This is a genomic window from Streptomyces griseomycini, assembly GCF_014203535.1.
Taxonomy (GTDB): Bacteria; Actinomycetota; Actinomycetes; order Streptomycetales; family Streptomycetaceae; genus Streptomyces; species Streptomyces griseomycini.
This window is the reverse complement of record NZ_JACHJI010000014.1, coordinates 117366-130182: the sequence shown is the minus strand read 5'-3', so window position 1 is coordinate 130182 and position 12817 is coordinate 117366. Positions and strand designations below refer to the sequence as shown.

The following is a 12817-nucleotide window of genomic DNA, read 5'->3' as shown; positions in this document are numbered from 1 at the left end:
AGTCCGAAGGTGCCGTCGATGCTCGATGCGGTCGTGGTGGGGGCGGGGCCGAACGGGCTGACCGCTGCCGTGGAGCTGGCCCGACGCGGTTTCTCGGTGGCCCTGTTCGAGGCGAAGGGCACCGTGGGCGGCGGCGCCCGCACCGAGGAGCTCACCCTGCCCGGCTTCCGGCACGACCCGTGCGCCGCCGCGCACCCCCTCGGCATCAACTCACCCGCGTTCCGCGCCCTCCCGCTGGAGCGCTACGGCCTGGAATGGCTGCACGCGAAGCTCCCCATGGCGCACCCCTTCCCGGACGGCACGGCGGCCGTGCTGTCCCGGTCGGTCGGCGAGACGGCCGCCTCCTTCGGACCGCGCGACGCCGGCCCGTACCGCCGCCTCGTCGAACCCTTCCTGCCCAAGTGGGACACCCTGGCCCGCGACTTCATGTCGCTGCCCCTGACCGCGCTGCCCCGCGACCCGGTCACCCTCGCCCGTTTCGGCCTGGTCGGCCTGCCGCCGTCGACCTGGCTCATGCGCCGCTTCCGCGACGAGCGGGCCAGGACCCTGTTCGCGGGGCTCGTCGCCCATGTGATGGCCCCCCTCGGCGGCCTCGCCACCGGCGCCGTCGGCCTCGTCTTCGCCCTCGCCGCGCACGCCCGCGGCTGGCCCGTCGCCCGCGGCGGCTCCCAGGCCCTCTCCGACGCCCTCGCCGCGTACCTGAAGGACCTCGGCGGCGGCGTCCACACCGACTACGAGGTCAAGCGCCTCGACGACCTGCCGCCCGCCCGCGCCTACGTCTTCGACACCTCGCCCACCGCCCTGGCCCGCATCGCCGGCTTCGGCGGCCACTACGCGCGCTACCGGTACGGCCCCGGTGTCTTCAAGATCGACTACGCGCTGGACGGCCCGGTGCCGTGGACCGCGCCCGAGGCCCGCGTCGCCGGCACCGTGCAGATCGGCGCGGACAGCGGCGAGATCTCCGCCGCCCTGCGCGCCGCGTCCCGGGAGGGCCGGGCCCCCGACGCGCCGTTCCTCATCACCGTGCAGCCCGGAGTCGCCGACCCCACCCGGGCCCCGGAGGGCAAGCACGTCTTCTGGGCCTACGGGCACGTCCCCCACGGCTGGACCGGTGACCTCACCGACGCGATCGAGCGCCAACTGGAGCGCTACGCACCCGGGTTCCGCGACCGCGTCCTGGCCCGCGCCACCGCGGGACCGCCCGAGCTCGCCACCCGCAACGCCAACTACGTGGGCGGCGACATCGCCACCGGCGCGGCCTCCGGACTCCAGCTCCTGCTGCGCCCCGGACTGTCCCTGTTCCCGTACACCACCCCGCACCCGGCGGTCTTCATCTGCTCCTCGGCCACCCCGCCCGGCCCCGGGGTGCACGGCATGTCGGGACACAACGCGGCGAAGGCCGTCTGGAGGAGGCTGCGACAGACATGACCACCCTCACCCTCGTCCGGGGCGACATCACCCGCCAGAGCGCCGACGCGATCGTCAACGCGGCGAACTCGTCCCTGCTCGGCGGAGGCGGCGTCGACGGCGCCATCCACCGCCGCGGCGGCCCGGCGATCCTGGAGGACTGCCGCAGGCTCCGCGCCTCCCACTACGGCAGAGGCCTGCCCACCGGGCAGGCCGTCGCCACCACCGCCGGCGACCTGGACGCCCGCTGGGTGATCCACACCGTCGGCCCGCGCTTCACCCCCGAGGCGGACCGGTCCGAGCTGCTGGCCTCGTGCTACCGGGAGTCGTTGCGGGTGGCGGACGAACTGGGCGCACGTACGGTCGCCTTTCCGGCGGTCTCCGCCGGCATCTACGGCTGGCCGCTGGAGGACGCCGCCCGGATCGCGGTGGAGACGGTGCGGGCGGCGGAGACGTCGGTCGAGGAGGTCAGGTTCGTGCTCTTCGACGAGCGGGCGTACGAGGCGTTCGCCGCGCGGCTTCGCTGACGGGACCGCGGTGGGGCGGACCGGCCGCCGTCACCCGGCGCCGAGGCCGGCGTCGTCGACCCCTTCCCTGCCCTCGGCCTCGAGGACCTTGTTGAGCGGTGCGAGGTCGTAGATGCCCTTCAGGCGGGGCTCCTTCAGCAGACCGGCCTTCACCGCGTGCTCCGCTTGGGAGTTGAGGGTGGAGGCCAGCGGGTCGTCGAGGAAGGTGATGGACTTCCACGCCGGGTCGATGACCTCGGCGGGCAGCGCCTTGCCCGACAGCTCCTCCAGCGCCTCGTTGGCGGAGGCCTTCGCCTCCTCCGGGTTGGTGTTGATCCACTCGTTGGTCTTCACCGAGCCCCGCAGCACGGCCTCGACGACGTCCGGGTGCTCCTCGAGGAACGCCTGCCGGACGATGACGTTCGTGATGACGAACTTCTTTCCGGGCCACAGGTCGGCCTCGTCCAGGAGGACCTCCGCGCCCTCGGCGACCAGCTTGGACGCGGTCGGCTCCGGTACCCACGCGCCGTCGACGGAACCGGACTTGTAGGCGTCCGGGGTGACCTTGTTGTCGGTGCGGACGACGGAGACGTCGCCCTTGCCGCTCTGCGCGTCGACCTTCCAGCCCTTCTCCGCGGCCCAGTTGAGGAACGCGACGTCCTGGGTGTTGCCGAGCTGCGGCGTGGCGATCCTCTTGCCCTCGAGGTCGTCCAGGGACTTGATCTTCTCCGGGTTGACGACGAGCTTCACACCGCCGGAGGCGGATCCGCCGATGATGCGCAGGTTCTTGCCGTTCGACCTGGTGTAGCCGTTGACGGCGGGGGAGGGCCCGATCCAGCCGATGTCGATGGAACCGGCGTTCAGCGCCTCGATCTCGGAGGGGCCCGCGTTGAAGGTGGACGCCTTGATCGTGGTGCCGCCGAGCTCCTTCTGGAACAGGCCCTCCTGCACGCCCACCAGGGCCGTGGCGTGGGTGAGGTTGGGGAAGTAGCCGATCCGCACCTCGCCGGCGGAGAGCTTCTCGGCGCCCGCCGCGACCCCGGTCCGCTTGTCGTCGTCGGTGGACGCGGAACCGTAGCCGCAGGCGGTGAGCAGGAGGGGGAGCGTGGCCGTGACGGCGAGGGTACGCAGGGCGGTGAGCGGTCTTGCGGCAGACACGGAGGTGTCCTCTCGGGGAACGGGCGATCAGGGAACGGGCGATCGGGGAGGGTGCGCGGACGCGGGGCGCACGGCCTCTGGCCACGCACCGGCACTCCGCTCCTCGGCCGCCGGCGGAGCCGGGGCGGCGGGAGGCGGTGCCGGTTCGGAGGGCGTCGGGTCCTGCGGCGTCAGAGGGGCCGACAGATGGCACTGGAGGTACGGGCGAGGTCGACGTGGCGACGCGAGGTCAGGAGGGGCAGGGACCGGGCTGCGCGGTCGAGCGTTCCCACGGCCACCCCTCCCGTAGATCCCTGGTTTTCCTACCTGGTTGGTAGGGATCGTGGCAGAAGACGGCGCCCGTCCCAAGGGGGTGTTCACATGGTGGATGCCGTCTACTCACCATGTGGGATCGGTGGCGGTCGGCCGGTGGGTCAGGGGTTTGCCCAGGCTCCCGGGGCGTCGGTCAACGCGGAGACGGCGGCGGGCAGCCGGGCCGATGCGACGTCGGCGAGCGACACGCCCTCGAGGATCTCGCGCACGTTGGACCGCAACGCGATCCACAGCGGGAGCAGCGACTCGGCGGGGCCGGTGTAGGACAGCTCCGGGGGGCGGACGCCGCGCACCGAGACCAGCGGTCCGTCCACGGTGCGGATGACGTCGGCGATGCTGATGGACTCGGCGGGCCTGGCCAGCCGGTAGCCGCCGTTGCCGCCGCGCTGGCTGAGCACGAGACCGCCCCGGCGCATGTCGTTCAGGATGCTCTCGAGGAACTTGTGCGGAATGTCCTGGGCGTCGGCGATGGCCTCGGCCTTCAGCGGCACGTCCTCCCGGGACGCGGCGAGCTGCAGCGCGGCGCGTACCGCGTAGTCCGCCCTGGCTGAGATCCGCATGGGCACATTATCCCGTACGGCTTCCGCCGTTGTCCGCCGCGGGTGGGCCGCCCGGGCAGGGACACCCGCCCCTGCCCGGGCGGCCCGCGGCGGTCAGGCCGCGGCGGGGGTGTAGTGGGAGGCGTCGTCGCCCTCGACGACGTGGCTGAGGGTGCCGTCGATCCCGGCGGGGACGTCGCCCGCGACGGTCACCCGGTGCAGCAGGCGCGGCAGGTCGCCGTAGTCGTCGGGGGCGTAGTGCTGGGTGATGCGGTTGTCGAAGAGGACGAGGTCGCCCGGTGCCCAGGCCACCCGCACGATGTTCTCCGGGCGGGTGACGTACGACTGGAGGACGCGCAGCAGGTCGCGGGAGTCGGAGGGGCCGAGGCCGACGATGCTCTGGGCGAAGCCGCCGATGAACAGTCCGCGCTCCCCGGTCTCGGGGTGGACGCGCACGACCGGGTGGGCGGTGCGGTACGTGCGGGAGACGAAGCGCCTGCGGTGTTCGGCCGCCTTCTCGGTCCTCGGGGCCGCGTAGTCGTGGTCGTTGGTGTGCACCGCCCACAGCCGGTCGGCCAGCTCGCGCAGCGGCTCGGGCAGGTCCCGGTAGGCGGCGGCCGCGTTGGCGATGAGGGTGTTGCCGCCGTAGGGCGGGATCACGATGCCGCGCAGCGTGGACGCCTTCGGGGGCGTGCGGACGAAGGTGACGTCGGTGTGCCAGTGGTTGGCGCGGATCCCCTCGTCGCCGTCGACCGGCAGGATGTTCGGCTGGCCGTCGACGGAGGGGACCGTCGGGTGCGCGGTGGTCAGCTCACCGAAGAGGGAGGCGAAGCGGAGCTGGCCCGCGTCGTCCAGGTTCTGGTCGCGGAAGACGAGCGCCTTGTGTTCCAGGAGCGCGGAGCCGATCTCGGTGACGACGGCGGGGCCGAGGTCGGTGGACAGGTCCACGCCGAGGACCTCGGCGCCGATGCGGCCGCCGATCCTGCGGATGTCGAAGCCGGTGCTGGTGGTCATGTGCGGGTGTTCCTTCCGGGAGGCGATCGGTGAAGGGGTGATCGGTGGAGAGGTGATCGGTCGGGAAGCCGTCGGGAGGTGACGGGCGGGAGGCGCCCGCGGGTCCGGGCGCTCCTCGGTGCGGGCGGCGCTGTGGCCGCCGGCCACCGGGACGTCCGTGGGGGCCCGGCCCGGTCAGGCGGGCCTGCCTTCCGCCGCGACCGCCGGGGCCAGCCGGTTGGCGGGGCGGGGCAGGCCGTAGTGCTCGCGCAGGGTGCGCCCGGTGTACTCGGTGCGGAACAGGCCGCGCCGCTGCAGGATCGGCACGACGTGGTCGACGAAGTCCTCCAGGCCACCCGGCAGATGGGGCGGCATGATGGTGAAGCCGTCGGCGGCGCCCTGGGTGAACCACTCCTCGAGCTGGTCGGCGACCTGGTCGGGGGTGCCGGCGAACACCCGGTGACCGCGGCCGGCACCGAGGCGGGCGATGAGTTCGCGCAGGGTGAGGCCGTCGCGGCGGGCGAGTTCGGCGACGAGCGTGAAACGGCTCTTGTTGCCGTTGATGTCCCGTTCCCCGGGCAGCTCGGGAAGCGGCCCGTCCAGCGGCAGACCGGTCAGATCGGTACCGAGCATCCCGGACAGCTGGGCGATCCCGTACTCGGGCACCTGGAGTTCCGTCAGTTCCCGTTCCAGCGCCAGGGCCTCCGCCTCCGTCGAACCGATGACGGGGGCGATGCCGGGAAGCACCAGCAACTGGTCCTCGGCGCGGCCGTGACGGGCGAGCCGGGACTTGAGGTCCTTGTAGAAGGACTGGCCGTCGGCGAGGGTCTGCTGGGCGGTGAAGACGGCCTCGGCGTACCGGGCGGCGAACTCCTTGCCGTCCTCCGACGAACCGGCCTGCACCAGCAGGGGGTGTCCCTGTGGGGGACGGGGGACGTTCAGGGGCCCCCGCACCCCGAAGTGCTCTCCGCGGTGGCCGATCTCCCGCACCTTGTCGGTGTCGGCGTAGACGCCTCGCTCACGGTCGAGCAGGATCGCGTCGTCCTCCCAGCTGTCCCACAGCTTGGTGGCGACCTCGAGGAACTCCCGTGCCCGCTCGTAGCGCAGCCGGTGCTCCAGGTGCTGGTCCCGGCCGAAGTTGCGGGCCTCGTCCACGGTGCCGGAGGTGACGATGTTCCAGCCGGCCCGGCCGCCGCTGATGTGGTCCAGGGAGGCGAACTTGCGGGCGGTGTGGAAGGGCTCGTTGAAGGTGGTGGAGACGGTGGCGATCAGGCCGACGCGCTCGGTGACCGCGGCCAGGGCGGACAGCAGGGTGAGGGGTTCGAAGCCGCCGAGGGCGTTGTGCCGGACCCTGCCTCCCAGGGCGAGGCCGTCGGCGAGGAAGACCGAGTCGAGCAGACCGCGCTCGGCGGTCTGCGCGAGCTGCTGGAAGTAGCGGAGATCGGTGACCCTTTCGGGCTGGGCACGGGGGTGGCGCCAGGCGGCGTCGTGGTGGCCGGCGTTCATCAGGAAGGCGTTGAGGTGCAGGCGTCGGGGGCTGGTCGCGGTCATGGGGGTTCCTCGGATCGGGGTGGTGAGGCGATCGGGGTGACGGGGGAGCGGGGCGACGGGGGAGCGGGGTGACGGGGGAGCGGGGTGACGGGGGAGCGGGGTGACGGGGAGGGGACGAGCCGTCGGCCGGGTCAGCCGCCGGCCGGTACGCGCCAGGAGCTGAGCCGCCGCTCCACGGCCACCAGGCACTGGTTGAAGGCCACGCCGACGGCGGAGATCGTGATGATGCCCGCGTACATCTGGGGGATCGCGAAGTTGTACTGCGAGGAGTTGATCAGGTAGCCGAGTCCCGCCTTGGCGCCGATCATCTCGGCGGCGACCAGCACCAGGATCGACACCGCTCCGGCCAGCCGGATGCCGGTGAACATCACCGGCACCGAGGCCGGCAGGACGACCTTCTGGAACAGCCGGGGCGCGGAGAGGCCCATCGACTTCGCCAGCTTCAGCAGGGTCGGATCGACGGTGCGGACCGCGCTGATGGTGTTGAGCAGGATCGGCCAGGTGCACGCGTACACCACGATGGAGATCTTCGAGGTCTCGCCGATGCCCAGCAGCAGCACGAACACCGGCAGCAGGGCCAGGGCGGCGGTGTTGCGGAACACCTCCAGCAGCGGTCCGAGGAGGTCGGCGACCGGCCGGTACCAGCCGATCAGCAGGCCGAGCGGCAGGGCGACGACCACGGCGAGCCCGAACCCGCTGAACGAACGCACCAGGCTGGCACGCGCGTTGTCGGCGAGCTGACCGTCGGCTGCCAGCCCCCACCAGGCCTGGGCGACCTCGCTGAACGGCGGCAGGAACGTCCGGTCGACCAGGGCGAGCCGCGGTGCGGTCTCCCACAGCAGGAGCAGGGCCACGAGCGCGACGGACTTGGCGGCCCCCTTGACCAGCAGGTACGGCAGTCGGCGGATCGCCGGACGGACCCGGGCCGCCCGGGAGGGAACCCGGCGCACGTCCGCCGGCGCCGTCTCACGCGGCGCGGATCCGGCGGACGCGGCGGGGGGAGCGGCCGGGGCGGGTACGGCGGTGTTCACGGAGCCCGGTGCGGTGGTCTTCTCCGCGGCCGTGCCGGTTGCGGGACTCATACGGCGGTCTCCTCCTTCTCCGACTGCTGGGCCCTGGCCACCTCGTCGTGCAGCAGTGACCAGATCTCGTGCCGGTGTCGCGCGAACTCGGGGCTGGAGCGGAGGTCGTCCGTCGCCGTGCGGGAGCCGAGGGCGACCGGCACGATCTGCTTGATGCGGCCCGGCCTGGACGTCATGACGGCGACGCGCTGTCCCAGGTGGACGGCCTCGTCGATGCCGTGCGTGATGAAGACGACGGTCTTGCCGGTGCGCTGCCAGACGCGGAGCAGTTCGTCCTGCAGCGACTCCCGGGTCTGGGCGTCCAGCGCGGCGAACGGCTCGTCCATCAGGAGCACGTCGGGGTCGTAGGCGAGGCTGCGGGCGATCGCCACCCGCTGCCGCATCCCGCCCGACAGTTCGTGCGGATGGCGGTCCTCGAAGCCGGAGAGGCCGACCAGGTCCAGGAACTCCCTGGCCCGAGAGGCACGTCGACGTCGTGGGACGCCCCTGGCCTCCAGACCGAACTCGACGTTGCCCTGCGCGGTGCGCCACGGCAGCAGCGCGTACTGCTGGAACACGATGCTCCGGTCCAGGCCCGGTCCGGTGACGGGTTCGCCGTCCAGCAGGATCCGTCCGCCGGTGGGCCGGGTGAGGCCGCCGAGCAGGTCCAGCAGCGTCGACTTCCCGCAGCCGCTGGGGCCGACCAGGACGACGAACTCGCCGGCCGCGATCTCCAGGTCGATGCCGTCGAGGGCGGTGAACCGGGTGGCCTGCCGGGTCCCCGCCCGGTCCCGGACGGTGAACTCCTTCCGTACGTCCTCGAACAGGATCTTGGGTGTGGTGGACTCCGGCATGGGATCAGCTCCCGCCCTTCGCGGTGGAGGAGGACTTCTTGGCGCCGTTGAATTCGTTCGTGTAGAGGTCCGGCAACGTGACCTGGCCCTTCCGGATGTCACCGCGGTCGGCCAGCCAGTCGATCCACAGCTGGAGTTCCTCGCCGGTGATCAGGCCCGCCTCGGTGGCGACGCCGTAGGACCGCCAGTACTTCAGGGGCGCGGTGTCCTCGTTGCGGCCGCGCTTCCTCACGATGTCCGTCATCCGGGCGACGACCTCCTCGCGCGGCGTGGAACGGGACCACTCGATGGCCCGTCCCACGGCGGTGACGAAGGTCCGGGTCGTGTCCGGGTTCCGCCTCAGGAAGCGGTCCGTCATCACGTAGGTGCCCGCGCTGAACGCGCCGAGCAGTTCGTAGTCGGTGAACAGCGGACGGATGCCCCCGGCCGCCAGTGCCTTGTCGCGCAGAATGCCGCTGAGCACGGCCACGTCGATCTGTCCCTGCCGCAGCGTCTGCTCGGTGTTGACCGGTGGAACCACGAGGGGCTCGGCTTCGCCGATCTCCGCCCGGGACAGTCCGCCACGCCGCAGATGGAGGTCGAGCATGGCTTCGGAGTGGCCTCCGAGCGTGTTCATCCCGATCTTCTTGCCGATCAGGTCCCCGGCCGAGCGGATGGGACTGTCCTCGAGGACGTAGAAGCCGTTGTAGGCGTACCTGTCGGACCCGTAGTAGCTGATGACGGCCTTGACGGGGGCCTTGTTCGCCGCCAGTTTGACGACCGCGCCGTTGAACGCGCCGCCGAAGTCGACCTGGCCCGTGGCCGCGGACTGGATGTCCTGCGGCCCGCTGATGGTGTTGCCGACCCACTCCAGCCTCACGTCCTCCAGATAACCCAGGTCCTCGGCCAGTTCCGGCAGGGTCACCTGACCCGCCCAGCCCTGGTACCGGAGCGTCTTGGTCTGGCCCTTGCCGGAAGCGGCTCCGGCGGTCGTGCCGCAGCTCACGGCCACCGCGGAGAGACCGAGCAGGGAGAGGAACTGGCGTCGGGTCGATGCCGTAGCGGCCATGGGAGAGATCCTGTTCGCACGAATGGGGTCGGTGGAATGACAGAGGGAACGGCAGAGGGAATGAAAGACGAGAGCGCCCGGAAACCGTGCGCGAGGAAAGCGGAGCCCGAAAGGGAAGAGAGCCGGTCAGGTGTTTCTGCCGGAAATCGGCCCGCTGTGCCGGGAAAAGGCCCGCTGTGCCGGAAATAGGCCTGCGACGCCGGGAACCGCCGTGCCGGCCGGCTGGGAGAACGGAGCGGGAGAGCGACGCCCGTCAGCGCGTTCAGCGGCCGACGGCACAGATGGCGCTGGCCTGGCGTCGAAGGTCGACGTGCAGGCGCGCGGCGAGTTTCTCGAAATTGCTCACATTCATAAGGGTTGCAGCGGGGCCTGGTCGAGTCAATGCATTCCGCGCGGACATCTCATATCCTGAACCGCTCGACATGGGGATGAAGTGCGGCGTTCACAATCATCCGGATGCGGGGCCGTGCGGCGGGGGGAATGGCGCTCATGCCGGTTCGGTCGGAAAGTCCGAGCGGCGTCGTACGGTCGGACGGGCCGGACGAACGTCAGACGGGCAGGACGAACGGAGGGTGCGTGCCGTTGAGGAAGTAGTCCCCGACATCGCGGAGCCGGTGGGCGACGGGTTCGTACAGGGTGTGGGTCCGGGCATTGCGCCAGAAGCGGTCGAACCCCAGCCGTGAGGAAGCGGAACGGGTGCCGATGACGTCGAGGGCGCGGGCGGTGGACTCCTGCACGGCCCTGGTGGCCGCGGCTTCGGCCATGGACACGAGGACCGAGGTCTCGGCGTACTCGTCGTACGTGAGGTCCTCGCCTCGCGCCAGTCCGCCGCGCACGGCTTCCTGCGCCTGGTCGGCGAGCGCGGACGCGGAGCGGGTCAGGACGGTGAGTTCGCCGTAGGCGCTCAGCACCTGCGGGTCCGGGGAAGGGCCGGCCTGCCAGGAGGGGTGCCGGGGCGAGCGGCCCGCCCTGCTGTACTCACGGGCCTCGGCGAGCACTCCCTCGGCCATGCCCAGCCGGAGCTGGACGGAGAGGAGGCGCCCTATCGGCGAGGCCAGGGCGGCCGGGGGCGACAGGACGTCCTCGTCCACGGACAGGGACCCCAGTACGTCGTCGGCGGCGACCGGTACGCGGTCGAACTCCACGCTGCCGCCGGCCGCGAGGCGCTGGCCGAAGGTGTCGTCGTCACCGTCGACCCCCACGCCGTGACGGGCGGGATCGACGATGACGGCGAGCGGCTCGCCGGTGTCGTCCCGCACGGCCCGCACGGCCAGGCGGTCGGCGACCAGGACCCCGGTGGCATAACTCTGCCGGCCGTCGAGCAGATGGCCGGCGGAGGTCCTGGCCAGCGTCAGGGGCGGTTCCTGACGGGCGAGACCGCCGCCCCAGCACCACTGCTCCGTCGCGGACTCCCGCTGGAGCCGGGCGGCGGCAGGGGACCCGGTGAGGAACCGGGCACTCCATGACAGGAAGTAGTGGCAGCCCAGCAGTTGGCCGATCGCACCGTCGGCCGCGGCGATGTCCCGGACGACGGCGTACGCCGTGGGCCAGTCCGCGCCGCCTCCTCCCAGTTCCGCCGGTACGAGGAGCGTCAGCAGCCCCGACTCGCGCAGCCGGGACACCTCGTCGAACGGGGCCTTGCCCGCCTGCTCCCTGGCGACCGCGTCCGTGGCCAGGTCGTCCGCCGTCTCGCGCGCCACGCGCAGCCAGTGCGCGCGGCCGGGCCCGGTCCGGTCGGGTTCCGCCGCGGGGCCGGACGGCGCGGTGGCAACACCCATGGTCGTGGTCTCCTCGGGGTCGTCGGCAGGGTGCGGTGTCGGGACTCTCCTGCCGCCGGGCGCGTACGTGTGGCCCACGCGCCGTACGGTGACGGTCCGGTGCCGGTGAGCCGTGCCGAGCCTGCGGCGCGGGCGCGCGATGTGGAGGAGGGGGAAGGAGGGGAGTGGCGTGCGCGACGTGCGGGCCGCACGCCTCACCCACGAGGGCAGGCGGCGCTGACGACGTGACAGGAGTCGACATGCCGGCGACGAACGAGTCGCTGCTGCGTGGGGGACATGTGCATCATCCTGCGCACCCGTCGGCCGGGTCGTCAACGCTTCCCTAGTAAATCGATGGGAAATATAGGGAAGACGTCGGCGAGGGTGGCCGCCGAGCACCGCCGACCGCCGGTCCGGCATGCGGGCCGTGGTTGACGAGAGGCCGGGCGTGCTGCTCAATTGACCGCATGAACGCCGAGCAGCGCCTGGTCACCCGCGACCACATCGACTTCGGTCTGGTGTGGTCGGCCGCGTGTCGCGCCTGACGCGGCAGCGGGCCGTCCGTTCGGCCCTCCCCTCCCTCGGTGACCCCGCCGCGGGCCTGGTCCCCCCCTCGCGGCACCGCCGTACGCACGCGCCGGACACGCGCTGAACCCGTCTACGGACGGGGCTGCGGGACCTGACGGGCTCCACCGCTGCCCGACCTCGCCGGGGGCCCACGTCCCGGCGTCGCCACATCTGCTCGCCACCGGTTCCGGCCACCTGGAACCTCCGGCCACCTGAAACGCCGTCACGTTCGGCTCCGGGGAGCTGCTCCGCCGTACCCCTGCGCCGCCCAGGACCGACAAGTGGTCATCGCGGGGTGCGCAGTCGCAGTCCGCCGCGGTACGCCGTCCCGCACCGATCCCACGAAAACCCCTCGCTCCCGAAGGATCCGCCATGGCCACCGTCCTGTCCGTCTCCGGAAGCCCCTCCGCCGCCTCCCGAACCGCCCGGCTGCTGCGCCACCTGGACCGGCGGCTCACCGCCCAGGGGCACGAGGTGATCCCGCTCGACGTCCGCACCGTACCCGCCGAGGCACTGCTCGGCGCCGACGTCCGGCACCCGGCGATCGTCGAGGCGACCGAACTGTTCGCCCGCGCCGACGGGGTGGTGATCGGCACCCCCGTGTACAAGGCCGCCTACTCGGGGCTGTTGAAGTCCCTGCTGGACCTGCTGCCGCAGTACGGGCTGGTCGGCAAGACCGTCCTGCCGCTGGCGACCGGCGGGACCACGGCGCACGTCCTGGCGATCGACTACGCGCTGCGCCCGGTGCTCAGTTCCATGGGGGCCGCGCACATCGTCCAGGGCTGGTTCACCCTCGACAAGGACATCGCGGTGGACGACGACGGCACCCTGACCGTCGCCCGGGGCGCGGCCGAGGCCCTCGCGCAGGTCGTCGACCGGTTCTCCGACGCCCTCGACGGCCGTACGGCCCCGGTGGCGGCCGCCGGACGGGCGGCGTGACCGTGACCACCGCCGACCGGCGGAGAACGACTCCGGCCGTCCGGAGCGCACGGCCCCCGGGGACCGGGCTGCCGACGGTGCCGGTGGGCGAGGGCGGCACCGGGTGGACGTCCGGACGACCGGAG

12 protein-coding genes are annotated in these 12817 nt (G+C 72.3%); 3 read left to right on the top strand and 9 right to left on the bottom strand.

Features of this window, described 5'->3' with window-relative positions; all coding sequences use genetic code 11:
- The first annotated feature begins 18 nt into the window (after window positions 1-18).
- On the top strand, window positions 19-1428 hold the full coding sequence (locus tag FHS37_RS30795; RefSeq protein ID WP_184827271.1) for a phytoene desaturase family protein: 1410 nt from the start codon (window positions 19-21) through the stop codon (window positions 1426-1428).
- Complete coding sequence (locus tag FHS37_RS30790; RefSeq protein WP_184827269.1) at window positions 1425-1934, top strand: O-acetyl-ADP-ribose deacetylase; 510 nt, start codon at window positions 1425-1427, stop codon at window positions 1932-1934. The genes FHS37_RS30795 and FHS37_RS30790 overlap by 4 nt, the downstream gene beginning before the upstream one ends.
- A 30-nt stretch (window positions 1935-1964) precedes the next feature.
- Here the strand turns inward: FHS37_RS30790 and FHS37_RS30785 are convergent, their stop codons facing one another.
- The 9 genes from FHS37_RS30785 to FHS37_RS30750 form a co-directional block, all read right to left on the bottom strand.
- Complete coding sequence (locus FHS37_RS30785) at window positions 1965-3071, bottom strand: ABC transporter substrate-binding protein (protein WP_184827267.1); 1107 nt, start codon at window positions 3069-3071, stop codon at window positions 1965-1967.
- A gap of 170 nt (window positions 3072-3241) precedes the next feature.
- Window positions 3242-3343, bottom strand: a complete 102-nt coding sequence (locus tag FHS37_RS40890; protein ID WP_311136959.1) for a putative leader peptide — start codon at window positions 3341-3343, stop codon at window positions 3242-3244.
- Window positions 3344-3484: 141 nt separating this feature from the next.
- Window positions 3485-3943, bottom strand: a complete 459-nt coding sequence (locus FHS37_RS30780) for an RrF2 family transcriptional regulator (protein ID WP_184827265.1) — start codon at window positions 3941-3943, stop codon at window positions 3485-3487.
- A 93-nt stretch (window positions 3944-4036) separates the two neighbouring features.
- A complete protein-coding gene (locus FHS37_RS30775) occupies window positions 4037-4936 on the bottom strand; it encodes a TauD/TfdA dioxygenase family protein (RefSeq protein WP_184827263.1) in 900 nt (299 codons plus the stop codon).
- Between the two features lie 174 nt (window positions 4937-5110).
- Window positions 5111-6466, bottom strand: coding sequence for an LLM class flavin-dependent oxidoreductase (locus FHS37_RS30770; protein WP_184827261.1), 1356 nt, complete (start codon window positions 6464-6466; stop codon window positions 5111-5113).
- Between the two features lie 131 nt (window positions 6467-6597).
- Window positions 6598-7548: an ABC transporter permease gene (locus FHS37_RS30765; RefSeq protein WP_184827259.1), complete on the bottom strand. Its 951-nt coding sequence runs from the start codon at window positions 7546-7548 to the stop codon at window positions 6598-6600.
- Window positions 7545-8381 (bottom strand): ABC transporter ATP-binding protein, encoded by an 837-nt coding sequence (locus tag FHS37_RS30760; RefSeq protein ID WP_184827257.1) that lies wholly within the window; start codon window positions 8379-8381, stop codon window positions 7545-7547. Before FHS37_RS30760 ends, FHS37_RS30765 begins: the two co-directional genes overlap by 4 nt.
- A gap of 4 nt (window positions 8382-8385) precedes the next feature.
- Window positions 8386-9429 (bottom strand): ABC transporter substrate-binding protein, encoded by a 1044-nt coding sequence (locus FHS37_RS30755; RefSeq protein ID WP_184827255.1) that lies wholly within the window; start codon window positions 9427-9429, stop codon window positions 8386-8388.
- A gap of 548 nt (window positions 9430-9977) precedes the next feature.
- The gene (locus tag FHS37_RS30750; RefSeq protein WP_184827253.1) at window positions 9978-11207 is read right to left on the bottom strand and encodes an acyl-CoA dehydrogenase family protein; all 1230 of its coding nucleotides are present in this window, start codon (window positions 11205-11207) and stop codon (window positions 9978-9980) included.
- Window positions 11208-12125: 918 nt separating this feature from the next.
- Between FHS37_RS30750 and ssuE the strand changes: the two genes are divergently transcribed.
- Window positions 12126-12692, top strand: coding sequence for an NADPH-dependent FMN reductase (gene ssuE / locus FHS37_RS30745; RefSeq protein ID WP_184827251.1), 567 nt, complete (start codon window positions 12126-12128; stop codon window positions 12690-12692).
- Window positions 12693-12817: the final 125 nt, after the last annotated feature.